16 protein-coding genes and 1 pseudogene are annotated in these 25,229 nt (G+C 65.5%); 5 read left to right on the top strand and 12 right to left on the bottom strand.

From position 1 onward, the window contains the following. Positions 1-131 precede the first annotated feature (131 nt). The 8 genes from AC2CQI_RS07285 to AC2CQI_RS07250 all read right to left on the bottom strand — a co-directional run bounded on the left by AC2CQI_RS07285 (position 132) and on the right by AC2CQI_RS07250 (position 10,872). Positions 132-1,745 (bottom strand): dipeptide ABC transporter ATP-binding protein, encoded by a 1,614-nt coding sequence (locus AC2CQI_RS07285; RefSeq protein ID WP_484579715.1) that lies wholly within the window; start codon positions 1,743-1,745, stop codon positions 132-134. Next, a complete protein-coding gene (locus tag AC2CQI_RS07280) occupies positions 1,742-2,587 on the bottom strand; it encodes an ABC transporter permease (RefSeq protein ID WP_484579714.1) in 846 nt (281 codons plus the stop codon). The genes AC2CQI_RS07285 and AC2CQI_RS07280 overlap by 4 nt, the downstream gene beginning before the upstream one ends. Then, positions 2,584-3,528 carry an ABC transporter permease gene (locus tag AC2CQI_RS07275; RefSeq protein ID WP_484579713.1) on the bottom strand — a complete coding sequence of 315 codons (945 nt, stop codon included), beginning with the start codon at positions 3,526-3,528 and terminating at the stop codon, positions 2,584-2,586. Before AC2CQI_RS07275 ends, AC2CQI_RS07280 begins: the two co-directional genes overlap by 4 nt. Beyond that, positions 3,525-5,111 (bottom strand): ABC transporter substrate-binding protein, encoded by a 1,587-nt coding sequence (locus AC2CQI_RS07270; protein ID WP_484579712.1) that lies wholly within the window; start codon positions 5,109-5,111, stop codon positions 3,525-3,527. The genes AC2CQI_RS07275 and AC2CQI_RS07270 overlap by 4 nt, the downstream gene beginning before the upstream one ends. Positions 5,112-5,120: 9 nt before the next feature. Beyond that, positions 5,121-6,440 carry an LLM class flavin-dependent oxidoreductase gene (locus AC2CQI_RS07265; protein WP_075802313.1) on the bottom strand — a complete coding sequence of 440 codons (1,320 nt, stop codon included), beginning with the start codon at positions 6,438-6,440 and terminating at the stop codon, positions 5,121-5,123. A 50-nt stretch (positions 6,441-6,490) separates the two neighbouring features. Then, positions 6,491-8,929, bottom strand: a complete 2,439-nt coding sequence (locus AC2CQI_RS07260) for a TonB-dependent receptor plug domain-containing protein (RefSeq protein ID WP_484579711.1) — start codon at positions 8,927-8,929, stop codon at positions 6,491-6,493. A 161-nt stretch (positions 8,930-9,090) separates the two neighbouring features. Continuing rightward, positions 9,091-10,077 (bottom strand): ABC transporter substrate-binding protein, encoded by a 987-nt coding sequence (locus AC2CQI_RS07255; protein WP_484579710.1) that lies wholly within the window; start codon positions 10,075-10,077, stop codon positions 9,091-9,093. Between the two features lie 3 nt (positions 10,078-10,080). Further along, positions 10,081-10,872, bottom strand: a complete 792-nt coding sequence (locus tag AC2CQI_RS07250) for a class II aldolase/adducin family protein (protein WP_484579709.1) — start codon at positions 10,870-10,872, stop codon at positions 10,081-10,083. 355 nt (positions 10,873-11,227) lie between these two features. Here AC2CQI_RS07250 and AC2CQI_RS07245 point away from each other — a divergent pair. The 5 genes and pseudogenes from AC2CQI_RS07245 to AC2CQI_RS07225 all read left to right on the top strand — a co-directional run. Next, positions 11,228-11,824, top strand: a pseudogene (locus AC2CQI_RS07245) (OprD family outer membrane porin); the annotation flags it as partial. A 95-nt stretch (positions 11,825-11,919) separates the two neighbouring features. Continuing rightward, the gene (locus tag AC2CQI_RS07240) at positions 11,920-12,522 is read left to right on the top strand and encodes an OprD family outer membrane porin (RefSeq protein ID WP_484579708.1); all 603 of its coding nucleotides are present in this window, start codon (positions 11,920-11,922) and stop codon (positions 12,520-12,522) included. Next, on the top strand, positions 12,461-19,051 hold the full coding sequence (locus AC2CQI_RS07235; protein ID WP_484579707.1) for a YDG domain-containing protein: 6,591 nt from the start codon (positions 12,461-12,463) through the stop codon (positions 19,049-19,051). The genes AC2CQI_RS07240 and AC2CQI_RS07235 overlap by 62 nt, the downstream gene beginning before the upstream one ends. A gap of 3 nt (positions 19,052-19,054) precedes the next feature. Next, the gene (locus AC2CQI_RS07230) at positions 19,055-20,707 is read left to right on the top strand and encodes a ShlB/FhaC/HecB family hemolysin secretion/activation protein (protein WP_484579706.1); all 1,653 of its coding nucleotides are present in this window, start codon (positions 19,055-19,057) and stop codon (positions 20,705-20,707) included. A gap of 216 nt (positions 20,708-20,923) precedes the next feature. After that, positions 20,924-21,124, top strand: a complete 201-nt coding sequence (locus AC2CQI_RS07225; RefSeq protein ID WP_075802321.1) for a hypothetical protein — start codon at positions 20,924-20,926, stop codon at positions 21,122-21,124. Here the strand turns inward: AC2CQI_RS07225 and AC2CQI_RS07220 are convergent. Genes AC2CQI_RS07220 through AC2CQI_RS07205 form a run of 4 tightly spaced genes read right to left on the bottom strand, consistent with a single transcriptional unit; the run spans position 21,121 to position 25,141 of the window. Beyond that, positions 21,121-22,452 (bottom strand): LLM class flavin-dependent oxidoreductase, encoded by a 1,332-nt coding sequence (locus AC2CQI_RS07220; protein WP_484579705.1) that lies wholly within the window; start codon positions 22,450-22,452, stop codon positions 21,121-21,123. The two genes, AC2CQI_RS07225 and AC2CQI_RS07220, sit on opposite strands and share 4 nt — an antisense overlap. Before the next feature lie 34 nt (positions 22,453-22,486). Continuing rightward, positions 22,487-23,179 (bottom strand): peroxiredoxin-like family protein, encoded by a 693-nt coding sequence (locus AC2CQI_RS07215; protein ID WP_484579704.1) that lies wholly within the window; start codon positions 23,177-23,179, stop codon positions 22,487-22,489. Further along, a complete protein-coding gene (locus AC2CQI_RS07210) occupies positions 23,172-23,558 on the bottom strand; it encodes a 4Fe-4S dicluster domain-containing protein (protein WP_484579703.1) in 387 nt (128 codons plus the stop codon). Before AC2CQI_RS07210 ends, AC2CQI_RS07215 begins: the two co-directional genes overlap by 8 nt. After that, the gene (locus AC2CQI_RS07205; RefSeq protein WP_484579702.1) at positions 23,555-25,141 is read right to left on the bottom strand and encodes an FAD-dependent oxidoreductase; all 1,587 of its coding nucleotides are present in this window, start codon (positions 25,139-25,141) and stop codon (positions 23,555-23,557) included. The genes AC2CQI_RS07210 and AC2CQI_RS07205 overlap by 4 nt, the downstream gene beginning before the upstream one ends. Between the last annotated feature and the right edge of the window lie 88 nt (positions 25,142-25,229).

Genomic DNA, 25,229 nt, shown 5'->3' with positions numbered 1-25,229 from the left:
ATCCAGGCTTGCACAGACCCTGTGGGAGCTGGCTTGCCAGCGATGAGGCCGGCTTGGGCAATGATGTTGCCAGGTAGGGCCAAATCGCTGGCAAGCCAGCTCCCACAGGGGTTTGTGCAAGCCGCAGATGCTCATAGACTGACCGCCCTCGTTTGCACTTCAGCCAGTGGCACCGCCCGCCCCGGCATATCCTCCAGCAACCGCCGCGTATACTCGCTCCCCGGCCGCCCGAACACCTCTTCGGTGGCCCCCTGATCCACCAACCGACCCTGGCTCATCACCAGCACCTGGTCACTGATCCCGCGCACCGTCGCCAGGTCATGGGAGATGAACAGGTAGGTCAACCCCAGCTCCCGCTGCAAGCGCTGCAACAAGTCCAGCACCTGGGCCTGCACCGGCGCATCCAGTGCCGACAGCGGTTCATCCAGCACCAGCAACTCCGGCTCCACCGCCAGCGCCCGGGCGATTGCCACCCGCTGTCGTTGCCCGCCAGAGAGCTGGGCAGGGCGCCGATGCAGCAGATCCCCCGACAGGCCGACCCGCTCCAGCAACGCCAGCACCCGCGCCCGGTCATCCTGCCGCTGACCTATGCCGAACGCTTGCAACGGCTCGCTGACGATCGCCAGCAGATCCAGCCGGGGATCCAGCGCCGCATAGGGATTCTGGTAAACCAGCTGCACCCGCCGCCGATAGCCGCGCAGATCGCGCCGGCTGGCCCCCAGCACCTCCAGTCCGTCGAAACGCACGCTGCCGGCACTGGCCTGCTCCAGCGCGAGAATGATCCGCGCCGTAGTGGATTTACCCGAGCCCGATTCACCCACCAGGCTGGTGGTCGTGCCCCGTTGCAGGCTGAAACTGACGTCATCCACCGCCGCCGGCCCTTGCCTGTCGAAGCGCCGGTGCAGGCTGGTGACCTGCAACAGCGGCAGCTCCCGGCTCACCGCTGGCGCCACCCGACGCTGCTGCAAACGGGCCAGCGGCGACGCCTGGAGCAACTGGCGGGTGTAGGGATGCTCCGGCGTATGCCACAGCTGCGCCGGGGTGCCGCTTTCCAGCAGGCGCCCATGGCGCATCACCAGGATCCGGTCGGCACGGTCCAGCGCCACCGCCAGATCATGGGTGATCAGCAACAGGCTGCTGCCACGCTCGCGCACCAGTTGCTGCAAGCGATCGAGGATCTGCCGCTGCACGCTGACGTCCAGCGCGCTGGTCGGTTCGTCGGCGATCAGCAGCGGCGGGTCGTTGGCCAGGGCGATGGCGATCAACACCCGCTGGCACATGCCGCCAGACAGTTGATGAGGGTAGCGGCTGAGCAGGGTTTGCGCTGCCTTCAGGCCGACTTCCCGCAGCAGTTTCAACGCCCGCGGACGGGCTTCGGCCAAGGGCACACCATGCACGGTCATGGCCTCGACCACTTGCGCGCCGATGGTCTTCACCGGGTCCAGCGATGTCCCCGGGTCCTGCGGCACGAAGCCCACCCGCCGACCCCGGCGCTGGCGCCAGGCGCGTTCGTCGAGGCTGTCCAGGGCCTGGCCCTGCAACCACAGCTGTCCTTGCTGGCGTGCCGACTCCGGCAGCAACCCGGCCAGCGCCGCCGCCGTGGTCGACTTGCCGGAACCGGACTCACCGACGAGGCAGACGATCTCGCCCGCCGCGATCTCCAGGTCCAGCTCCGCCACAGCGGGTTGTGTCGCCCCCGGATACTCGACGCCAAACTGACGGATACGAACCAGCGGCGCACTCATGAGCGTTCTCCCTGAAGACGTTGCAGACCGCGGCCAAGCTGCTGGGTCGCCAGCACCACGCCCGCCACCACCAGCCCCGGCAGGGTGGTGTACCACCAGGCGGCGACCATGTAGTTGCGCCCCTCGGCGATCAGCAGGCCCCATTCCGGTTGCGGCGGCGGTGCACCGAAGCCGAGGAAGCTCAGGGCCGATACCGCCAGCACCGCACTGGCGAACTCCAGCGCCGCCAGCGCCAGCAGGGGGCCGACCGCATGGGGCAGGACATGCCGGCAGAGGTTGGTCCAGGGCCCGACGCCTACCACCTGCGCCGCCTCGACGAACACCCGGCTGCGCCAGCGCAGGACTTCGCCGCGGGCCAGCCGGGCGAACACCGCGACGGAGGACAGGCCGACGGCGATGGCAATCTCCAGCGTGCCGAAACCCAGGGCCGTGACGATGGCCATCGCCAACAGCAGCGCCGGAATCGCCATCAAGACTTCCACCAGCACCGCCAGGACCCGATCAGCGACACCGCCAAACCAGCCGGCGATACCGCCGAGCAGGGTGCCGGCCACCAGGGCGATCAGCACCGCGATGGCGGTTGCCTGCAACGACAGCGCAGCCCCATGCACGCAGCGCGCATACAGGTCGCGGCCCAGGTGATCGGTCCCGAACCAGTGCTGTGCCGAGGGCGCGCGCAGGGTCTGGGTCGGGTCGGCGAGCAGCGGGTCGGCGCTGCTGAACAGCGCCGGGAAGAACGCCCAGCCCAGCAGGACAAGGAACAGCAGCAGGCTCAGCGCCACTGGAAAGCCGGGCCAGTAGCGCAGTGAAACCGACGGCGAAAGGGCAGGTTGCAGGATCATGGTCGGCTCCCTTGGCGAATGCGTGGGTCGAGCAGCGGATAGAGCAGGTCGGTGAGCAGGTTGGTCAGCACATAGAGGGTCGCCGCCAGCAGCACCACGCCCTGGACCACGGCGATGTCCTGGCTGGCCACCGCCGCCTGGGCCAGGCGGCCCACGCCATCGCGGGAGAACACCGTCTCGGTGACCACCGCCCCGGCCAGCAGGTTGCCCAGCAGGGTGCCGGTCAGGCTCAGCAGGGGAATCGAAGCGTTGTGCAGAATATGCCGCCACAACAGTTGCCAGCGGCCCACGCCCTTGCTGCGCAAGGCCTGGACGAAGGGCTGCTGGCTGACACTGGCAATCGAGCGCCCGAGCACCTGGGCGATCATCGCCGCGCAGGGCAAGGCCAGGGTGACGGCCGGCAGCACCAGGCTGGCGATACCGTGCTCGCCCATGGCTGGCAGCCAGTGCAGGCGGAAGGAGAACAGTTGCAGCAACAGCAGGCCGACCCAGAAGGTCGGCAGCGACACCACCAGCGCCGGGGCATTGTGCAGCGCTGCCTGTACTGGGCGACGACGCACTTGATGGGCCGCCAGTGCCACGCCGATCCCCAGCGGCACAGCGATCAGCAGGGCGGAAAAGGCCAGGGCCAGGGTCGCCGGGAGCGCCGCGGCCAGGGCCGCCGCGACCGGCTTGCCGGTCTGCAACGATACGCCGAGGTCCAGCTGCAACAACCGCCACAGCGCACCGCCGTACTGCTGCCAGAGGCTGCCGTCGAGGTGATAGCGGGCGCGTAGCTCGGCTACCTGCGCCGGGTCCACCGCACCCGGCTCGCCGCTCTGGGCCAGGAGGATCGCCACCGGATCGCCCGGCAGCGCGTAGAGAATGGCGAACGACAGGCTGAAGGCCGCCCACAGCACCAGCAGGGCCTGACCCAGGCGCCAGAATGGAGAGCTGTTCATGGTTGCACCAGCCAGGTGTCATAGAACTGCAGGCGGGTCGAGGCCTCGTAATGCAGGCCGCGCACTGCGTCGCGGAAGGCGGTCACCGTTGCCGCCTCCACCAGCGGGATCACATGGCCCTGGTCCAGCAACTCGGCACTGGCTTGCTGGATCAGCGTGCCACGCTTCTGCGCATCGAGGCTGGCGGCGGAGTCCAGCAGTAACTGGTCCAGCGGCAGCGGCCCGCGGACATTGACGTTGCGCCCGGAAGACAGGAACACCGTGCGCAGCACATCCGGGTCGGCGCGGGTCAGGTTGAAGAACCACAGGCTGTAGTCGAGGGAGGTCTGTTGCAGGCTGACCTGGCCGATGGTGGATTTGTTCAGGCGCAGCTCGACGCCGACCTTGCGCAGTTGCTGCTGTACCAGTTCCAGCACCGGGGTGGTGGCCTGCCAGTAGTCGAGGGCGAAGCCCAGGCGCTTGCCGTCGCGCTGGCGCCAGCCATCGGCGCCCTTGTGCCAGCCGGCATCGTCCAGCAGCTTTTCCGCGCCCTGCGGGTCGTAGGCGAGGTGGCTGCTGAGGTCCTGGTAATACGGCGTGCTGGTCGCCAGCACCGAGGAGGCCGGCTTCTGGTAACGGGAAATCACCCCCTGGAACTGGCTGCGGTCGATGGCCTTGTTCAGCGCCTGGCGCACGGCCAGTTCATCCAGCGGCGCCCGCGAGACATTCGGCGTCAGGCTGAAGACGATGCCCGGGTTGGGCCGGTTGATCGACGGCACGCCCTGGGCTTCCAACACGGCTTCGTCCTGCACCGGCACGCTGGTGTTCACGTCGATCTGCCCGGACAGCAGGCTGCCCAGGCGTACCCCGGATTCGGGAAGAATGTGGAACTCGATAGCGTCGAGCCAGGCACGGCCCTGGTGCTCGGCAATGGACGAGGGCCAGTTGTAGTCGGGCCGGGCCTCGATCCGCACCAGCTTGTTGTGGTCGAAGCGTTTCACCGTAAACGGTCCGGAGCCTACCAGCGCACCTTGGCAACGCTCCTCGGCACTGCGCTTGAGGGTCTCGAGGGAAAATAGCCCGAGGCTCATGGTGGAACTGGCCTGGAGGAACTGGGCGTTGGCCTGCTTGAAGGTAATGCGCACGCTCAATGGCCCGGTGACTTCCACCGATTCCAGCCCAGCCAGATAGGTCCCTGCCAGTTGTGCTCGGGCCCCGAGGGCGACGATGGCCTCGAAGTTGGCCTTCACCGCTGCGGCATCCAGCGGGCTGCCATCGGCGAAGGTCACGCCCTCGCGCAGATGGAAGCTGAACTGCCGCGAATCCTCGCTGACCTCCCAGCGCTCGGCCAGCCAGGGCAGGATCTCGGCGCTTTGCGGGTCCTGATCGGTAAGCGAGTCCACCAGTTGCCGACCAACGTTGAGCGCGGTGTTGTTGCCGGCCTGCTGCGGATCGATGCAGTTGGGGTCGCCGTCGAAGGCTACGCGCAGCACACCGCCAGGCTTGGGTTGCGCCGGGGTGCCGGTGGCGGCCTGTTGTTCAGGCTTGCCGTCGCAGCCGGCCAGGGCCACGGCGATGGCCAGGATTGCCAGGGGTCGAAACATGGACGCTCCTTAGAAGAACCGGTTTTTGCGGTAGGGCAGGCCGAGGTTTTCCCGCAGCGTGGTGCCGGCGTATTCGCGCTGGAACAGGCCACGGCGTTGCAGCTCGGGGACCACGCCGTCGACGAAGTCATCGATGGCCGAGTGCAGGCCGCTGAACATGATGTTGAAACCGTCGGCAGCACCGGCTTCATGCCAGGCCTGCAAGTCGTCGGCGATGCTTTCGGGGGTGCCGATGAGGATGCGATGACCACCGGAGGTGAGCTGGTTGAACAACTGGCGCACCGTCGGGCGCTCGCGGCGGATCAGATCGAATATCAGCTTCTGCCGGCTCTGGTGGGTGTTGGTGGTGAAGGTTTCGGGCGGCAGCGGCACTACCTCGTCGAAGGGCAGCTCGGACAGGTCGTAGCCGAGGCTGACGAACTTCGAGATGGAGCTGAGGAAGGCCTTGGGTTCCAGCAGTTCCTGCTGACGGTCGTACTTGGCCTGGGCTTCGGCGAGGGTCTTGCCGACCACGGGAGAGACTCCGGGGAGGATTTTCAACGCGTTCGCGCCACGCCCGAAGCCGGCCGCCGCCGTCTTGGTCTCCGCATAGAACGCCCGGCCCTGCTCGATGGTGTGCTGGGCGGTGAAGATCAGCTCGCCAACCCGCGCCGCGAGACGTTTCCCGGCTACCGAAGCACCGGCCTGGGCCACCACCGGATGACCCTGCGGCGAGCGCGAGACGTTGAGCGGGCCACGCACCTGGAAGTGCTCGCCCTGGTGATCCAGCACATGCAGTTTGTCGATATCCAGCCAGGTGCCGCTGGCCTTGTCCTGGACGAAGGCGTCGTCGGCCCAGCTGTCCCACAGGCCGCTGACCACGTCGTAGAACTCCTCGGCGCGGGCATAGCGGTCGTCATGCTCGACATGCTCCTGGCGGTTGAAGTTCTCGCCGCCGCCGAGGGAGGTGACCAGGTTCCAGCCGGCGCGGCCGCCGCTCAGGTGGTCCAGCGCCGCGTACTTGCGCGCCACGTTGTAGGGCTCGTTGTAGGTGCTGCTGGCGGTGGCGATCAGGCCGATATGGCGGGTGCTGGCGGCCAGCGCCGGGGCCAGGATCAGCGGGTCCCAGCGCACGCTGTTGGGCCCGCGTTGCAGGGCCAGGTCGAGCTTGACGTCGAGGGTGTCGTTGAAGAACAGCGAGTGGAAGCGCCCGGCCTCCAGCTTGCGGGCGATGTACTGGTAGTGCTCGAGGCTGCGGAAGGTGTCCAGCGGTGCCTCCGGCAGGCGCCAGGCGCTGCCGCTGAGGGTCCCGGGGATAAAGGCGCCGAGTACGAACTGGCCTTGGCTCATGAGGGTTCTCCTGGCGCCCGCCGAACACGGCGGGCACGGGTTCGGTGGGGTCAGAAGTTGTAGGCGATACGGGTGTACCAGAAGCCGCCGTACGGGTCGAAGGGCGAGATCGAGCCGAATTTCGGGAAGCCGTTGACGTCGCCGGCGGGGAATGCGTTGTTGTCGGCGCGCACGTCGAACAGGTTGTTGGCGCCCACGGCGACGTCGAAGTTGTCGGTGACCGCATAGGCCACTTCCAGGTCGGTTAGCCATTTGGCGCCGTAGGTCACGTCATAGTTGGGGTTGGCGTCGCGGGCCACGACCTTGTCGTAGCGGGTCACTGCAGCATTCACGGTGAAGCGCTCGATCTGCCAGTTGGCGCTGAGGATCAGCTTGGTCTTGGGGTTGGCCACGGTGAGGTAGCCCTGGGCGACCCGGTCGAACAGCTCCAGGTTGTTGCCGGCGGCCTTGAGCGAGGCCGGGGTCTGCTTGATGTCGTCGATCTCGGTCTTGTTGTAGTTGGCGCCTATGCCGTATTTCACCCGGCCGAACTGCCCGTAGTCGACCCGGTAGTCGGCCACCAGGTCGACGCCGCGGGTGGTGGTGTCGGCGGCGTTGGTGAAGTACTTGATGCGGTAGCCGGGCTTGTAGCCGTTGTCGGCGAGGATCTGGTCGACGCCATTGCCGTAGAGGAAGCCGGTCAGGGCGATGCGGTCGCGGATCTCGATCTGGTAGGCATCCAGGGTCACGCTGGCCTGGGCCAGTGGCTGCCAGGTCAGGCCGAGGCTGATATTGCGCGACTTCTCCGGGCTCAGGTCCTCGGCGCCGAGGGCCCTGGCCAGGGCCGAATCGACCCGGGCGGTCTTGGCCTCGACGAACTGCGAGACGCCATTGACCGTGGTGTACTGGTTGGCGGTCTGGGCGTAGATCGACTGGGACAGCGACGGCGCGCGGAAACCATTGCTCAGCGTGCCGCGCACGGCGAAGGTCGGGGTGAAGTCATAGCGCGCGGTGAGCTTGCCGCTGCGGGTGTTGCCACTGCTGTCGTCGTATTTTTCGAAGCGTGCGGCGGCGCCCAGGTAGAGCTTCTCGGTAGGGTTGATGCCCAGGTCGACATAGCTGGCGTAGCTGTTGCGGCTGGCCTGGCCTTCGTCTTCCGGGGGCAGGGTGATCGCGCCCTGGGCCCCCACCGAGCCGGGCTGCCCGGCCAGCGGACCGCTGGGGTAGATATAGCCGCCGTTGATCCACGAGAGCGGGTCGTCCGACTCGGTCTTGTAGCGCTCGTGACGGTGTTCCAGGCCCCAGGAGACTTGCAGCGGCTTGCTCAGGCCGACCTCGAAGGCGCGGGTCAGGTCGAGGTTGTTGGTCCACTGGTCGAAGGTATTGCTGTAGGTATCGAAGTGGGTCGGGCTGCTCGGGCCGAGTGAGGCATTGAGGGTCTCGTCGGCCCCGGCCTGGCTTTTCGCGCGACCGAAGGTGGAACTGAGGTCCCAGTGCCAGTCGGCGATCTCGCCCTTGCCGCCGATGGCGGCCTGGTAGTCGTCTTCCTTCAGGGTGTAGAAGGGCGCGGTGCCGTCCGGGTAGATCTCGGGGATGATGTTGGTCGAGTTGGGGCGCCGGTAGTTCTGTCCACCCTTGGCGTCGCGCTGGCTGTAGGTGGAGAAGGAATACAGGGTCAGGTCGTCGCTCACCGGCAGCTCGGCGTTGTACGACAGGTTGATCGCCTTGATCTTCGGCAGGCCGTTCTTCTGCACTTCGCGGTCGGCGGTGGCGTTGCGCGGGTCGCCGGCGAAATACAGGTTGCCGGTGGCCTCGCGGGAGCGGGTCGCGGTCTGTACCGACTTGGCGTCCAGGGCATAGTTGAAGAAGCCGCCGTTATCACCCAGGGCCAGGCCCTGGTTGAGGGTCTGGCGCAGGTTGCCGCCGTCGCCGTCCTCGTAGTACTGGCCATATTGGGTGCTGGCCGAGCCACCGTTGTCGTGCTGCTTGAGGATGATATTGATCACCCCGGCGATGGCATCGGAGCCGTACTGCGCCGAGGCGCCGTCGCGCAGGACCTCGATATGGTCGATGGCGCTGACCGGGATCATGTCCAGGTCCACCGGGTTGGTGCCGTAGGCGGCGGTGGAGTCGAGGTTGATCACCGAGCTGTTGTGGCGGCGCTTGCCGTTGACCAGCACCAGCACGTTGGAGCCGTTCAGGCCGCGCAGGCTGTAGGGGCGGGCGACGCTGTCGTTGGAGGTGCCGGAGGGGCGCTGGGAGAACGACGGCAGGGTCTTCTGCAGGGCTTCGCGCAGGCTGCTGGAGCCGGTCTGTTCGAGCTGCTTGCTGTCGATCACATCGATCGGTGCCGGGCTGCTGGTGACGGTGCGCACTTCGCTGCCGCGCGAGCCGGTGACGATCACCGTGCCGAGCGCGGTATCGCTGTCGGCAGCCAGCGCCAGGGGGCTGAGCAGGTAGCCGGCGAACAGCGCCGGGGCCATGGACAAAGGGGTGAGTACGGACTTCATGACGGTTCCTAAGGGTTCGATTGGCAGTCAGGCCCTGGATGTGCGATCGAACGGGCTCTCATAGGTTGTTTCACGTTTTCCAGGCATGGCCGGGCCGGCGGGAGGTCCATTGCTCCCGTGTCCTGGCGTGCCTGTGTCTCGTCCGGCGCGCGCCGGTACGCTTATGCCGCGGCGGATCCCTGGCCGCTGAGCAAGGAAGTGAAGCGCCGGTCCCAGAAGTCGCGGACCGTCAGCGGCTGGCGCAGCAGGCCGCTGTCGTGGAACAGGTCGGCGATGCGCTGCTGGGCGGCGATGTCCTCTTCGCTCACCGGCAGCAGGCAGCACGGGTGCTGGCGCTGGTTGAACTGTTGCAGGTAAAGCTCGCGGGAGATCCCGGTCAGGGCTTCGTTGCGCGCAGCCCAGGCCTCGGGGTTGCGTTCCACCCAGTCCCAGGTGGCGCGCTCGCGCTCCAGGAAGTCGGCGATCTGTGCCTGCTTGCCCGGTTGTGCGAGCACCTTGGCGCTGGTGGCGATCAGGTAGTTGCCGCACTGGTAGCGGCTTGCGTCGGCCAGCCACTCACCGTCCATTTGCGTCAGCGCCTGCAGGGCCCCGATTCCGCCCGCGACGATGGCGTCGAGATGGCCGTTCTGGAAGGCGATCAGCGCATCCCGCGCCGGCATTGGCCGGGCCTGGATATCGGCAAGGGTCAGGCCGGTGTCGCGCAGCAGGTTGAGCACCAGGTAGTGGGTGTCGGTGGCGCGCACGAAGCTGATGCGCTTGCCCTTCAGGTCGGCGATCGAGCGGATGCCGCTGCCGCGCTTGACGATCAGGCCACTGCGGTTCTGCTCGCCCTGGTAACTGGCGATCAGCACCAGCGGATTGCCGGCGGCGCTGGCGAACAGGGGCAGCACCGGGCTCATGAAGGCGTAGTCCAGGCTGGCACTGGCGAAGGCTTCGAGGACCATGGCTCCGCCCGGAATATCCACCCATTCCACGGGGTAGGGCGTGGCGGCCTGGCCGGCATCGCCGAGAAAGCTGGCGGCCTGGCCCTTGTAGCGCCACACCCGCAGCGCTTGCGCAGTGCTCGCCAGTGCCGGTGCCATGCCCGCCGCCAGGCCGAGCAGGGCGCTGTGGCTGAGGAAGCGGCGGCGGTGGAGGTCGATGTTCATGGCTCAGTCCAGCAGGTCGGGTTGTTGCTGGACGATGCGGTCCCACAGCGGCAGGAAGTTCAGCCAGCCAAACAGCTCCCGTTGAGCCGAATTGAAGCTGTCCTCGCCCAGTTCCGGAACCCGTGGCTGGCCGGCGGAGTACGCCAGCAGATGGGCGCGGGCGGTGTCGTCGGCGAGGATAAAGCGCCACGCCGCACTCTCCACCGTCTGCCCGGTGGTCCACAGGCCGTGGTTCTGCCAGACCAGCAGGTTGTTGTCGGCGAAGGTCTCGACGAAGGCGTGGGCCACCAGGTCGCGATCGTTGGTGTGCAGGGCGTGACGGTCGAACAGCACCTGCTCACCGACAAAGGCCGAGGACTCGGCGGTGATTGGCTGGAACAGCTGGCCCAGGGACGACCAGACCCGGCCATGGAACCCGTGCAGATGGGCAATGCCGACCACCTCCGGACGGGCCTTCTGCAACTCGTAGTGCAGTTCCAGGGCGCTGGTATTGAGCAGGCCATCGCCTTCCACTACTTCCCCCTGGCCGTTAACCCGCAGCAGATGGCTGGTGCGGATCTGCGAGAACGGCACGCCCAGTGGGTTGATCCAGTAATGCTCGGTCTCGATCGGGTCGCGGGCGGTGAAATGCCCGGCCAGGCCGACCTCGAAGCCCAGTTCGGCGAACAGGCGGTAGGACGCGGCGAGACGTTGCTTGCGGTGCAGGCGTTCGGCGTGGAGATCGGCGTGGGTGGTCGGGGCGCTCAGTTGCAGGCGATGGTTGTGGTTCGACAGGCGGGTAATGCTGTGGCTCATCGGGGCGTACTCGCAGGTGGATGAATCGGGCGCCTCCACCGTGCGAGGGGTCGGGTCTGGAGGGACTGTAACAAGGGGGGAGGGAGGGGCAGAAATACTGTTTTGATCTATTTTTATTATTATTTTTAGGAATTAAAAATTGATTGAATATTTAAGTATTGCATTTTGCTCGAGGACCTCATCGCCGACAACGCCGGCTCCCACAGGTATCGTGTACACCGCTGACCTTGTGGGAGCCGGCGTTGCCGGCGATGCGCCGCGCGGGCGGCGCTCGATCTAAAGGGCGCTAGAGAAGTCGTGCCAAGCACCTGTCAGCCCTGATGCGATCTACTGACGGGCTTTCTCGCCTCAAAAGATGTGTAGATACCCATGCAGCGATAGGGCCCTGATAAACAACATAAACAGAAAAGGCCGGACTCCGATCCGGCCCAACGGACCAGCCATGCACAACAAAAACAAGATCCTGCCTGCTCTTACCCTGCGGCCCCTGTCCCTCCAGGTCCATGCCGCCGGCTTCCTGGACGACAGCCAGGCCACCCTGAAAGCCCAGAATTTCCACCTCAACCGCGACTTCCGCGAAGATGCCGGGATCTCCAAGCGCGAGGAATGGGCTCAGGGTTTCATCCTCGATTTCCGCTCCGGCTACACCCTGGGCACCCTGGGCTTCGGCGTAGATGCCATCGGCATGCTCGGCCTCAAGCTCGACTCCTCGGCCGGTCGCAGCGGTACCGGTCTGCTGCCGGTAGGCGACGACGGCCGGGTGTCCGACGAGTACAGCAAATTCGGCGTCGCCGGCAAGGTTCGCCTGTCGAAGACCGAGCTGAAGATCGGCACCCAGTTGCTCAAGTACCCGACCATCGCTTCCAGCACCGGGCGCATCCTGCCGCAGACCTTCCAGGGCGGCGCGCTGACCTCGAAGGAACTGGACAACCTGACCTTCACCTACGCCCAGATCGACCGCACCACCAAACGCGACTACTCCCACAGCGAGGCCTGGTCAACAAGAACCGGCGCTTCAGCGGCACCCCGGAGGCTGACGACTTCCGCATGGGCGGCGTGGATTACGCGCTCAGTCCGGACCTGGTGCTCAGCTACCAGTATGGCGAGCTGGACCAGGTCTACGGCCAGCACTACCTCGGCCTGCTTGGCAGCCGCAAGGTCGGGCCGGGCAAGCTGGCCCTGGATGCGCGCTATTTCATCAGTGATGACACCGGCCAGGCGCGGGCGGGCAGGGTGGATAACCGCACACTCAATGTGCTGCTCAGGGCGACAAGGACGCGGCTGATGCTGGTCTGGCAGCTCGCCTGCGCCAGGCTCGCAAGCCACGGCAGCAGGACCAGCAGCAGGCTCAGGACAACAAGCCGCATGGGCGGCAGGCAATCCGTGGCAGTAAGTGGAAGATGCGCGAATTCGACACGCGATAGTGGCCTTCGACCATCGCCAGAATCAGGTATAGCGCTGCCACGCCCCGGTGTGAAATTACCTAGTTTCAGTGATAGCCAGTGGCCAATACCTTCACGTCCAATAGCGTTTTGCCAGGCCTGCTGGTCAGCACGCGCCTGCGCCTTGATCGCTAAAGGGAGCCCCCATGAACCGCACTTATGCCCTCGTCTGGAACCCAAATTTCGGCGCCTGGAGCGTTGCCGATGAACATGCCCGGCGACGGGGCAAGGGCGCTGGCGCAGTGCTGGCGGCGATCCTGCTGCTGCCGGCACTGGCCAATGCTGCCGATCTACCGACTGGCGGCCAGGTGACGGCGGGGCAGGGGCAGATCGGCTTGCCGGCGAACAACCAGATGGTTATCGACCAGGCCAGCAACAAGCTCGCCATCGACTGGCAGAGCTTCGATATCGCCGCCGGCAACAAGGTGACCTTCAACCAGCCCGGCCGCGATTCGGTTGCGCTGAACCGGGTTCTGGGCGCCGATGGCTCGAAGATCATGGGCCAGCTCGATGCCAATGGCGGGGTCTTCATCGTCAACCCCAACGGCGTACTGTTCGGCAAGGACGCCCAGGTCAATGTCGGCGGCCTGGTGGCCTCGACCCTGGACATCAGCAACCGCGACTTCGAGGCCGGCAACTACGCGTTCAAGAGCAACGGCAAGAACGCTGCGGTGGTCAACAACGGCAAGGTCAGCGCCACCGATGGCGGCAGCGTCGCCCTGCTTGGCGGCACGGTCAGCAACAACGGGGTGATCGTCGCCAACCAGGGCAGCGTGGCCCTGGCGGCGGGCAACGCCGTGACCCTGGACTTCGCCGGCGACGGCCTGCTCAACGTGCAGGTGGACGAGGCGGTGGTCGATGCGCTGGTGGAAAACCACCAGCTGATCAAGGCCGATGGCGGCCAGGTATTGCTCACTGCCAATGCCGGTGACGTGCTGATCAACACCGTGGTCAACAACACCGGCACCATCGAAGCGCAGACGGTTGGCGAGAAGAACGGCAAGATCGTCCTGCTTGGCAGCTTCGATGGCGGCAGCGTACAGGTGGCCGGCACCCTCGACGCCAGTGCGGCGAGCGGCGGCAACGGCGGTTTTGTCGAAACCTCGGGTGCTCACGTCAAGGTGGCGGACAGCGCCAAGGTCACCACCCTGGCCCAGAATGGCAAGACCGGTACCTGGCTGATCGACCCGACCGACTTCACCGTCAGCGCGGGCGGTACAGCCAAGACTGACAGTGGCATGGGCGCCGACACGCTTTCCAGCAACCTGGCGACCACCGACGTCACCCTGCAAACCGTCGCCACCAATACCGGCGCCGAACCGGGCGATATCCACGTCAACGCCGCCGTGACCTGGAATGCGGGCACCACGCTCACTCTCAGCGCCCATAACAACATCAATATCAACGCCGCCATTACTGCCCGGCACGCCAATGGCAAGGTCGCGCTGAAGTACGGCCAGGCCAGCATCAGTGGTGGCACGGCGGACTACAACCTCAAGGCGCCGATCAATCTGCAAAGCGGGCTGAACTTCAGCACGCAGAAAGGCCTGGCCGGCAACACGTTCACCTACAACGTGGTCAACGATGCCCAGGCGCTGCAAGCCATAAACGACAACCGACACGGCAACTACGCCGTGGGTAGCTATATCGACCTGGGCAGCATCAGTAACTGGGTGCCGGTGGGGACCTGGAATGAAGCGTTCGTTGGCCGACTGGTCGGGTTGGGTCATACCCTCTCCAACCTCACTATCGACCGTAGCGGGACCGACAATGTCGGTCTGGTCGGTTACGCCGACAGCGGCAGCGTGATCCGCGATATTGGCCTGGTCGGTGGTAGCGTCACAGGCGGGAACACAGTTGGTGGGCTGATCGGAGTCAACCAGGCAACAGTCAGCAACGTCTTTAGCACTGCCACAGTCAATGGCCAGGCGGGCGTCGGAGGGCTGGTCGGGATCAACGACGGCCCCATCACCAACGCCTATGCCGCTGGCAGCGTCACGGGTCAAAATTCCGTCGGAGGGCTGGTCGGGGTCAACAGGGGCATCATCAACAACGCCTATGCCACTGGCAACGTCACGGGCCAGGTAGAGGTCGGCGGGCTGGTCGGAAGCAACGAAATGACCGTCAGGTTCGCCTATGCCACCGGTCTAGTCCAGTCGGGAGATGTTTTCTTCGGTGGTCTGGTCGGAAGCAACACCGTCTTCGGCTTTGTAGGCGAGTCCAACTGGGACAGCGACAGCACTGGCAGCGCCAAACCCAACTTTTCCGACTTCTTCAATGGCGTAAACGTGAGCGCCGTCACCTCCAGCAACCGCTACAACCACAGCAGCTATGGCAACCTTGGCACCTGGAGCCTCGTCGCCGGCACTGGCAACGTCTACACCACAGGTGCGAATGGCTGGATCATGATCGAGGGCCAGACGCGCCCCTTCCTCGCCAGCGAATACAGCACCAGCGTCGGCAACGACCACCAGTTGCAATTGATGGCCTACAGCCTCGGTGCCAGCTACACCCTGGCACGCGATATCGATGCCAGCGCTACCGCGGGCAGCAATGCCAGCGGCATGTGGAGCACGGCAGGCTTCGTTTCGGTGGGCGACACCGGCAACCGTTTCACCGGGCAATTGGACGGCGGCAGCCATGCCGTGACAGGGCTCACCATCAACCGCACGGGCACCGACTCCGTCGGCCTGTTTGGCTACACCAACGTCGGGAGTGTGATTCGCAATATCGGTCTGGTGGGCGCCACTGTCGTGGGCAATAACGACGTCGGCGGCCTGGTTGGCAGAAGTTACAGCGCCCTCAGTAATGTCTATGTCACGGGCAGCGTGACGGGCAATAGCAACGTCGGCGGTTTGGTGGGTAGCAGTGGCGGGCTGATCAATAGTGCTTATGCCGCTGTCGCGGTGAACGGCAACTCCAGTGTTGGCGGCCTGGCTGGCTACAGCGAGCAAAACGTAATCAACACCTATGCCTCCGGCAACGTGACAGGAGGCGCCTATGTTGGCGGTCTGATCGGCTTCAATGGCGCCCGGATCGATGACTCATTCGCAACCGGTAGCGTGAGTGGCACTGGTGCACTCGGTGGTCTGGCTGGACTGAACAATGGCGGCGGCGTCGTGGCGCGCAGCTTCTACGCCACCACCGACGCCAATGGCGCGGAAATCAACAACGGCGGCGCCAATACGGGATTATTCAGCGGCAACTCGCTCGGCACTGGAAAAAACCGGAATCAGCTGACCCAGGCTTCCACCTTCACTGGCTGGAGCATCGCCACTACCGGCGGTTCGAACGCTGCCTGGCGAATCTATGACGGCTATTCTGGCCCGCTGCTGCGCAGTCTTCTCAAGTCAGTGACTGTCACGGTCGACGATGTTACCGGCAAGACTTATGACGGCACGAGCGGCACGGTCGCAGGGGTAAGCCACAGCCTCTCCGACAGCAGTGCCAACCTGCAGGGCAGCGCCAGCTACTCCAGTGTTTCCACGCGCAATGCAGGCACTTATGGCCTGGGGCTGACCGGTTTGTATTCCGATCAGCAGGGCTATGACATCGAGGTTGTCGAGGGCAGCTATGTCATCGGCAAGGCCAGCATCAGTGCCGTGACCGGTATTACCGCGCAAAACCGCACTTATGACGGCACTACCGATGTCAGCCTCAACACGGGTAGCGCCGGCTTCACCGGTCGTTTCGGCAATGACGCGTTGAGCGTGACCTCGGCCAGCGCTGCCTTTGCCGACAAGAGCGCTGGTGACGGCAAGACGGTCGACATCACCGGAATCGTCCTCGGCGGTGCCGATGCCGGTAACTACACCCTGGCTGACAACACCGCCAGCACAACCGCCGATATCGCCAAGGCCAGCATCAGTGGCGTGACCGGAATCACCGCGCAGAACCGCACTTATGACGGCACCACCGATGCCACTGTGAACACCGGCGCCGCCGCGTTCACTGGTCGTTTCGGCAATGACGAACTGAGCGTGGCCTCGGCCAGCGGCGCCTTTACCGACAAGAACGCCGGCGACGGCAAGACCGTCAACATCGACAATATCGTCCTCGGCGGTGCCGATGCCGGTAACTACACCCTGGCTGACAGCACCGCCAGCACGACCGCCGATATCGCCAAGGCCAGCATCAGTGGCGTGACCGGCATCACCGCGCAGAACCGCACCTACGACGGCACCACCGCTGCAGGACTGAACACCGGCGCTGCCGCGTTCACCGGTCGTTTCGGCAATGACGAGTTGAGCGTGAGCTCGGCCAGTGGCACCTTCGCCGACAAGAACGCCGGCAACGGCAAGGCGGTCGATATCACCGCAATCGTCCTGGGCGGCGTCGACGCCGGCAACTACACGCTGGCTGACAACACCGCCACCAGCAGCGCCGATATCGCCAAGGCCAGCATCAGTGGCGTAACTGGCATCACCGCACAGAACCGTACTTATGACGGCACCGCCGATACCACGTTGAACACCGGCGCCGCCGCGTTCACCGGTCGTTTCGGCAACGACGAGCTGAGCGTGGCCTCGGCCAGCGGTGCCTTTACCGACAAGAACGCCGGCGACGGCAAGACCGTCAACATCGACAATGTCGTCCTCGGCGGTGCCGATGCCGGTAACTACACCCTGGCTGACAGCACCGCCAGCACGACCGCCGATATCGCCAAGGCCAGCATCAGTGGCGTGACTGGAATCACCGCGCAGAACCGCACCTACGACGGCACCACCGCTGCAGGACTGAACACCGGAACCGCCGCGTTCACCGGTCGTTTCGGCAACGACGAGCTGAGCGTGACCTCGGCCGGCGGTGCCTTTATCGACAAGAACGCTGGCGACGGCAAGACCGTCAACATCGACAATATCGTCCTCGGTGGTGCCGATGCCGGCAACTACTCCCTGGCTGACAGCACCGCCAGCACGACCGCCGATATCGCCAAGGCCAGCATCCGTGGTGTGACCGGCATCACCGCGCAGAACCGCACCTACGACGGCACCACTGCTGCTGGACTGAACACCGGCGCTGCTGCGTTCACTGGTCGTTTCGGCAACGACGAGCTGAGCGTGGCCTCGGCCAGCGGCGCCTTTACCGACAAGAACGCTGGCGACAGCAAGACCGTCAACATCGACAATATCGTCCTCGGTGGTGCCGATGCCGGTAACTACACCCTGGCCGACAACACCGCCAGCACGACCGCCGATATCGCCAAGGCCAGCATCAGTGGTGTGACCGGCATCACCGCGCAGAACCGCACCTACGACGGCACCACTGCTGCTGGACTGAACACCGGCGCTGCCGCGTTCACTGGTCGTTTCGGCAATGACGAGTTGAGCGTGGCCTCGGCCAGCGGTGCCTTTACCGACAAGAACGCTGGCGACGGCAAGACCGTCAACATCGACAATATCGTCCTCGGTGGTGCCGATGCCGGTAACTACACCCTGGCCGACAACACCGCCACCAGCAGCGCCGATATCGCCAAGGCCAGCATCAGTGGTGTGACCGGCATCACCGCGCAGAACCGCACCTACGACGGCACCACCGCTGCTGGACTGAACACCGGCGCTGCCGCGTTCACTGGTCGTTTCGGCAATGACGAGTTGAGCGTGAGCTCGGCCAGTGGCACTTTCGCCGACAAGAACGCCGGCAACGGCAAGACGGTCGATATCACCGGAATCGTCCTGGGCGGTGCCGATGCCGGTAACTACACCCTGGCTGACAGCACCGCCACCAGCAGCGCCGATATCGCCAAGGCCAGCATCAGTGGCGTGACCGGAATCACCGCGCAGAACCGCACCTACGACGGCACCACCGCTGCTGGACTGAACACCGGCGCTGCCGCGTTCACTGGTCGTTTCGGCAATGACGAGTTGAGCGTGAGCTCGGCCAGTGGCACTTTCGCCGACAAGAACGCCGGCAACGGCAAGACGGTCGATATCACCGGAATCGTCCTGGGCGGTGCCGATGCCGGTAACTACACCCTGGCCGACAACACCGCCACCAGCAGCGCCGATATCGCCAAGGCCAGCATCAGTGGCGTGACCGGAATCACCGCGCAGAACCGCACTTATGACGGCACCACCGATGCCACTGTGAACACCGGCGCCGCCGCGTTCACCGGTCGTTTCGGCAACGACGAGCTGACCGTGGCCTCGGCTAGCGGCGCCTTCGCCGACAAGAATGCCGGCGCCGCCAAATCGGTCGCCATTATCGGGATCACCCTCGGCGGTGCCGATGCCGGCAACTACGTCCTGGCCAGCGATACCAGCAGCACCCAGGCCGCTATCGCCAGGGCGGCACTGACCATTGCCGCCGATGACGCCGCCAAGATTGCCGGGCAGAGCATCGTCCTGAACGGCTACAGCAGCCGCGGCCTGGTCGCCGGCGACAGCGTGGTGTCGGTCAGCCTCGCCAGCAGCGGCGAAGCGGCCAGTGCCGCCGCCGGCTCCCACGCCATCGTGGCCAGCGCTGCCACCGGTGCTGACTTAAGCAACTACACCATTCGGTACGAGAACGGCATCTTGTTCGTGCTCCCTGCACTGAGCGAGCCGAGCCTGCCGGTGATGGGTCAGGATTACCTCGGCGTACAGGCCTCCAACGGCCAGATCGTATCGAGCCAGGCCACACAAGAGGCTAGCGAACCTCAGGGCCTGAGCCACGACCTGCTGATCACCAACCCGTCCGACGAGCGCCTCAACCTGCACGTCGTCAACCAAGGCATCCGCCTGCCAGAAGGAATCTGATTCATGCGTTTCGTTCGTTCTTTGATCGGCGGTGGCCTGTCCCTGCTGTCGCTGTCCGTGATGGCGACCACCTTGCCGGACGCCGGCCAGTCGCAACAGAACATCGACCAGCTCCCGCTGCAACTGCCTGGCAAGCAGCGACTGGAGCTGAACCTGCCCGATACGCCGTCGGCCGCAGTGACGGCCAAGGGTCCCAGCCTGCAGGTCAACGGCTTCACCCTGGAGGGCAACGGCGCCATCGGCAGTAACGAGCTGCTGCCCCTGCTTGGCGACCTGCAAGGCCGCACGGTATCCCTGGGCGAACTGCAGGCTGGCGCCAACCGCATCACCCGGCTGTACCGCGAGCGCGGTTACCCGCTGGCCCGAGCCTACGTTCCGGCGCAGGAGATCGACGGCGGCGTGGTGCGCATTGCCGTGATGGAAGGCCGCTTCGGCGAGGTCGGCGTGAATAACACCTCGCGGGTCTCGGATAAGGCGCTGACGCCGCTCACGGCGCTGAAAAGCGGCGACGCCGTGCGCTCGGCCGAGCTGGAACGCAGCCTGCTGTTGCTGTCCGATACGCCAGGGGTGGAGGTGAAATCCACGCTCAAGCCGGGTGCTTCGGTAGGTGCTACCGATCTGTTGGTGGATGTCACGCCGGGCCCGCTGCTGTCCGGTTCGGTGGATGCCGACAACTACGGCAACCGTTTCACCGGCGAATACCGCCTGGGCGGCACGCTCAACGTCAACAGCCCGCTGGGTTTGGGCGACCGCTTGACCCTGCGGGCCATGGGCTCGGACGAAGACCAGCAGTACGGGCGCATCGCCTACCAGTTGCCGATCGGCCCCTGGGCCACCCAGGTCGGTGTGGCCTATTCGGACATGGACTACCAGCTGGCCAAGGACTTCGACGACCTCAAGGCCCACGGCAATGCCCGGATCGGCAGCCTTTACGCGATCCAGCCGCTGGTGCGCAGCCGTGACTTTTCCCTCTACGCGCAAGTGCAGTTCGACGACAAGCGCCTGAAGGACGATATCGACCTGTTCGGCAGCAAGAGCGACAAGCGCTCCCGCGTGGTCATCGCCACCCTCAACGGCAACAGCCGCGACACCCTGCTCGGCGGTGGCGTAAACAGTTTCGCCCTGGCCTGGAGCCAGGGCAGCCTGAATATCGACGGCCAGTTGAACCAGACCATCGACGACCTGACCGCTGGCACGCAAGGCCGCTTCCACAAGCTCAACCCCAGTCTGGTGCGCCTGCAACGCTTGACCGAGCGCTTCAGCCTGTATGGCCAACTGCAAGGCCAGTGGGCCGATGGCAACCTCGATAGCTCGGAAAAGATCAGCCTCGGCGGCGCCTACGGCGTGCGTGCCTATCCGCAGGGCGAGGCGTCTGGCGACCAGGGCTGGCTGGCCAACCTCGAATTGCGCTACGCCCTGACCGACGCCTGGCAGTTGAGTACCTTCGTCGACCACGGCGAAGTGCGCCTGAACAAGGACACCTGGAGCAATGGCGAAAACCACCGCAGCCTGTCGGCGGCGGGTGTTGGCGCAAGCTGGGCTGCGTATGGCTGGCAAGTCAATGCGGTGGCCGCCTGGAAGCTGGGCAATGATGACCCGCAGAGCGATGTCGACCGCAGCCCGCGGGTGTGGGCGCAAGTAGTGAGGTTCTTCTAGGCTCTGTACGAAAAGCATCCGAGCTCGTCCATGCTGCGTTAAAAACGGGCTCGGAATGCTCATTTACATCAATAAACCCCACTTCCCCGCCTGTTTTTGCCTCGCCGGGCCTTCGCTAAAGGGCTTGTGCTGAAGTGGCACATGGTCGTTGGCTGGCCAGTGCCGAGCTGCGTTACGCCTTGACCGATAGCTGGCGCCTGGTTACCTTCGCCGACCATGGCGAAGCGCCTGAATGCACCGGCCCTGAGCATCGATACCGCGCCCCGTCGGCTGTCTGCCGCCGGCCTGGGAGCGGGCCGGTCGACCCGGGTGTGGAGCTTCAGTGCGCTGGCAGGCTGGAAGCTGGGTGAGCAACTGGGTGCGGCTGCCAGCGAACGCCAGCCACGCCTGTGGTGGCAGTTGGCGCATTTTTTCTAGGCTATGGCTTCTGCCGGTTCCACTTGATACCGGTTGACCGGCACCTCCAGCCCCAGATGGCCCCTCAGGGTCGTGTCGGCATAGTCCTTCCTGAACAGACCCCGCGCCCGCAGGATCGGCAGCACTTCCTCGGTAAACCGGGCAAACGCCGCCGGTGCACCGACATGCACATTGAATCCGTCCACCGCACTGTCGCGGAACCAGCGCTCGATCTCGTCGGCCACCGTCCGTGCCGACCCGGCAAACCCGGTAAACGGCCGGGCGAACCTGAGCGCTGTCTCGCGCAAGGTCAGCCCCTGTTCCCGCGCCACCCGCTTGATCTTCTCGGCATGTCCGCGATAGCCATTGCTGCCCAGGTCACCCAGCTCCGGGAACGGCTCATCCAGCGGGTACTGGCTGAAATCGTGGTAGTTGAACGGCCGCCCCAGTTGCACCAGCGCCTTGCCCAGATCCAGCTCGCCATGCCGCGCCTTGAGGATCGCCTGCGCCTCTTCATCGGTGTCGGCAATGATCGGCGTGATCCCGGGGAACACCAGCACCTGCGCCGGATCGCGCCCGGCCTCCGCCGCCCGGCGCTTGATATCGGCGTAGTACTCGCGGGCATCATCGAAATTGTCGACCCCGGCGAAGATCCCTTCGGCGATCCGCGCTGCCAGCCCGCGTCCGGACTCTGAAACGCCGGCCTGGAAAATCACCGGCTGGCCCTGTTCCGAGCGGGAGATGTTCAGCGGGCCGGTGACCGAGAAGAACTCGCCGCGATGATCCAGCCGATGCTGCTTTGCCGGATCGAGGAAACGCTTGCTTGCCCGGTCACGGGGGAAGGCGTCGTCCTCGTAGGAATCCCACAGCCCCTGGACCACCGCCACATGCTCGTGGGCCCGGCGATAGCGCTCGCCATGGTCGATATGCTGCTCGCGACCGAAGTTGCCAGCGGCGCCTTCCAGGCCGGTAGTAACCACGTTCCACCCGGCGCGACCATGGCTGATCTGGTCCAGCGAGGCGAACTGGCGGGCGACGTTGAAGGGTTCGGTGTAGGAGGTGGTCAGGGTCGCCACCAGGCCGATCCTGTCCGTGGCACCGGCCAGCGCGGACAGCAGGGTCAGCGGCTCCAGGCGGTTGAGGAAGTGCGGCGCCGAATCCGCGGTGATGTAGGGGCTGTCGACGATGAAGACGAAGTCGAACTTCGCCGCTTCCGCCGCCCGGGCCTGCTGCTTGTACCAGTCGATATCGATGCTCGCGTTGCCGGGGATGCCCGGGTCCAGCCATTCCTGCTGGTCGGTGCCGACGCCGGTAAGGATGGCGCCAAGGTGCAAGTGCCGTGTGCTCATGCTGCAACTCCTGTCGTGCGGAAAAGGGATGGGCTCAGGCCCAGGCGTGGCGGACTTGCAGGCTGTCGGCATCGAGGGCGGCGTCCACCGCATCGATGATCGGCTGGGCTTCGCTGCGCACCAGCCAGTCCGGGCTGACCTGGGCGAAGTGCACCCGGCGATCGCGACCGATCACCACCACCGTGGGCTGCGGCAGTTCCCAGGTCCCGGTGCCGGTCACTTCACCAATGCCGTTGCCTTTGGCCAATGCGGCCTGGCGCGAGGCTTCGTCGAAGCTGTAGAGCACGCCGAAGCGACGGCCGAGCTGGTTGTCCGTGTCGCTGGCGACCTGCAGGGTCAGCTGGTGCTTGTCGCGGATCTCGATCAGGCGTTCCGGCACCTGCGGGCTGATCGCTACCAGCGGTACGCCCCGGCGCTGCAAGGCCGGTTGCAGGTTCCGCTGGTAATAGGGGATGGCGATATTGCAGGCCGGGCAGCCGGCAAAGCGGAAGAACACCAGCACGGCGGGGCCGTTGTCGAGCAACTGGTCGAGGTCCAGGGTACCGCCTTCGACCTTGAGCAGTTCGAATGGCTCGACGATGTCCCCGGCCTTGATGAAGCGCTGCGGGTCGGCCTCGTCCACCAGGCGCTGGCGCTGGTCGATATTGACCTTGAGGGCTTCCGGCGCCCAGGTGCGCACGCGCTCGGCATGCAGTTCGGCGAGCAGTTGATTGAGGGATTCACTCATGGCGGGATCCTGTGTCGGGGGAAGGAGAAGGGGTGGCCAGTTCGCGGGCCAGGGCGAAGATGTGTTCCATGCGCCAGTGCTGGTTTTCATAGCGCGGGTCCGTGGCGAACTCGTCCCAGCCGGAGTCGCGGCGGTACTGGCCGGGGAGGTTGCTGGCGAGGATCTGCGCCGGGTCGAGGCTGACCGGCCGCTCGTAGTCGGGGTGCACGTAGAGCGCATCGCTGGCGCAATAGAGCTCGCACATGAAGCAGGTCTGGCAGGCAGCCTGGTCGGCGATGCGCGGTTTGCCGTCGTCGCCGAGGGCGAGGACGTCGGTGGGACAGACACTGATGCACTGGGTGCAGCCGCTGCAGCGGTCGTTGAAGATCAGTTCGATCATGCCGGGACCTCCTCGGCTTGCGGGACCGGGTCATGACGGACCCAGGGCGTGTCCAGTCCGCCGCTGCGCAGGTGGGCGTCGAAGCGGCGGTGCTGGCCAGGAGCATCCTCGCGCTGGTGGATGCCGCGGCTTTCCTTGCGCGCCAGGGCGCTCGCGTAGCACCAGCGGGCGCTGGCCAGCAGGGCTTCGGTTTCGCGCCAGCGCAGCAGGATGGTGGGGTCGCCATGGGTTGAGCGGGTGTGCAGGCGGTCGCGGTGGTTGTCCAGTACGTGCAGGGAGCGCTGCAATTGGGCGCCCGTGCGGAACAGGTTCTTGTCGTAAGGGTGCAGCTCGTTCTGCACGGCCTGGATCGTCTCGCGGTAATCGGCATTGGAAGGGAAAAATGAAATCTCAGCGTACCGTGCTACGTTACGTATCACGGTACGATTGCGTTTTGCGTACTGTGCGGCGCCGGTTCCGGCCCATTGCCCGCTGGACAGCGCCCATGACGAGTTCACTGCGCCGCCGCCGGAGATTGCCCCGGTTACCGCCTCACGGCTGGCGGCATCGCCGGCGGTGAACAGGCCGGGGACGGTGGTCTGGCAGTGGTCGTCGGTCACCCGCAGGCCGCCGACGCCGCGAATGGTGCCTTCGCCGTGCAGGGTCACCGGGAACTTGTCGCGGTAGGGGTCGATGCCGAGACGGTCGAAGGGCAGCATCAGGTTGGGTTGCACATAGGGCAGGCGTGCACGGACATCGGCCGGGATCCGGTCCAGGCGGCAGAACACCGGACCTTGCAGCAGATGGCGGGCGAGGGCGTTATTGAAGTTCGGGCCCTGGGGGATCTCCAGTTCGCGCCCGGCGGCATCGAAATAGCGGCCGAAGGTGTAGACCATCGAGCGGGTCATGGTGCTGCCGGCCGGGGCGATGCAGTAATAGGCGGAAAACTCCATCCCCGACAGCTCGGCGCCGGCTTCCACGCCCAGCAGGTAGCCGTCGCCGGTGTTGGTATGGCTGCCCAGCAGGCGCGACATGAACCCGCAACCACCGGTGGCCAGTACGGTGGCCGGGGCCTTGACCTGCCACTCCCGCTTGAGCTGGCGCTGCCAGCCGCGGGCGCCGGCCAGTTCGCCGGACTCGTTGCGCAGCAGTTCAAGGGCCGGGCTCTGGTCCAGCAGGGTGACGCGGTGTTCCAGGGCCAGTTGGCGCATGGCGCGCATATATTCTGGGCCGCGCAGGGCGCGGTATTGCTTGCGGCCCTGGTCGTCGGTGGGGAAGTGGTAGAGGCGCTCCAGTTGCGGCAGGGAGTGCCAGGTGGTGTCGAGGATCCGCGCCATCCAGCGTGGGTCGCCGAGTCCGGCGGCGCTGTCGACGCGTTTGGCGATCGCGGATTGACGTTGTTCCGGTGGCACCCACCAATGGCCCGGTCCGGCGGTGGCAGTCACGCCGCTGCTGCCGCACCAGCCTTTCTCGGCCAGCACCACCTTTGCGCCTTCACGGGCAGCGGCGACGGCGGCCCAGGTGCCCGCGAGGCCACCGCCGATCACCAGCACATCGGCATCGAGCTGGAGCGGGGCGGGGGCGTTGTGAAACAGGGGGATCATGGGTGCGGTTACTCCGGTTGAGGTCGTGGGGACGGCCTCCGCCGGGAGTGGGGTCGGGTCTTGGGGTAGAACGATAGGCGTGGGAGCG

Source organism: Pseudomonas sp. P2S-1 (genome assembly GCF_057197725.1).
This window is presented reverse-complemented; position numbering and strand designations above follow the sequence as displayed.

Coding starts and splice junctions, on each gene's coding strand:
- AC2CQI_RS07285 (WP_484579715.1), bottom strand. CDS start 1,745: ATGAGTGCGCCGCTGGTTCGTATCCGTCAGTTTGGCGTCGAGTATCCG.
- AC2CQI_RS07280 (WP_484579714.1), bottom strand. CDS start 2,587: ATGATCCTGCAACCTGCCCTTTCGCCGTCGGTTTCACTGCGCTACTGG.
- AC2CQI_RS07275 (WP_484579713.1), bottom strand. CDS start 3,528: ATGAACAGCTCTCCATTCTGGCGCCTGGGTCAGGCCCTGCTGGTGCTG.
- AC2CQI_RS07270 (WP_484579712.1), bottom strand. CDS start 5,111: ATGTTTCGACCCCTGGCAATCCTGGCCATCGCCGTGGCCCTGGCCGGC.
- AC2CQI_RS07265 (WP_075802313.1), bottom strand. CDS start 6,440: ATGAGCCAAGGCCAGTTCGTACTCGGCGCCTTTATCCCCGGGACCCTC.
- AC2CQI_RS07260 (WP_484579711.1), bottom strand. CDS start 8,929: ATGAAGTCCGTACTCACCCCTTTGTCCATGGCCCCGGCGCTGTTCGCC.
- AC2CQI_RS07255 (WP_484579710.1), bottom strand. CDS start 10,077: ATGAACATCGACCTCCACCGCCGCCGCTTCCTCAGCCACAGCGCCCTG.
- AC2CQI_RS07250 (WP_484579709.1), bottom strand. CDS start 10,872: ATGAGCCACAGCATTACCCGCCTGTCGAACCACAACCATCGCCTGCAA.
- AC2CQI_RS07240 (WP_484579708.1), top strand. CDS start 11,920: ATGGGCGGCGTGGATTACGCGCTCAGTCCGGACCTGGTGCTCAGCTAC.
- AC2CQI_RS07235 (WP_484579707.1), top strand. CDS start 12,461: ATGAACCGCACTTATGCCCTCGTCTGGAACCCAAATTTCGGCGCCTGG.
- AC2CQI_RS07230 (WP_484579706.1), top strand. CDS start 19,055: ATGCGTTTCGTTCGTTCTTTGATCGGCGGTGGCCTGTCCCTGCTGTCG.
- AC2CQI_RS07225 (WP_075802321.1), top strand. CDS start 20,924: ATGGCGAAGCGCCTGAATGCACCGGCCCTGAGCATCGATACCGCGCCC.
- AC2CQI_RS07220 (WP_484579705.1), bottom strand. CDS start 22,452: ATGAGCACACGGCACTTGCACCTTGGCGCCATCCTTACCGGCGTCGGC.
- AC2CQI_RS07215 (WP_484579704.1), bottom strand. CDS start 23,179: ATGAGTGAATCCCTCAATCAACTGCTCGCCGAACTGCATGCCGAGCGC.
- AC2CQI_RS07210 (WP_484579703.1), bottom strand. CDS start 23,558: ATGATCGAACTGATCTTCAACGACCGCTGCAGCGGCTGCACCCAGTGC.
- AC2CQI_RS07205 (WP_484579702.1), bottom strand. CDS start 25,141: ATGATCCCCCTGTTTCACAACGCCCCCGCCCCGCTCCAGCTCGATGCC.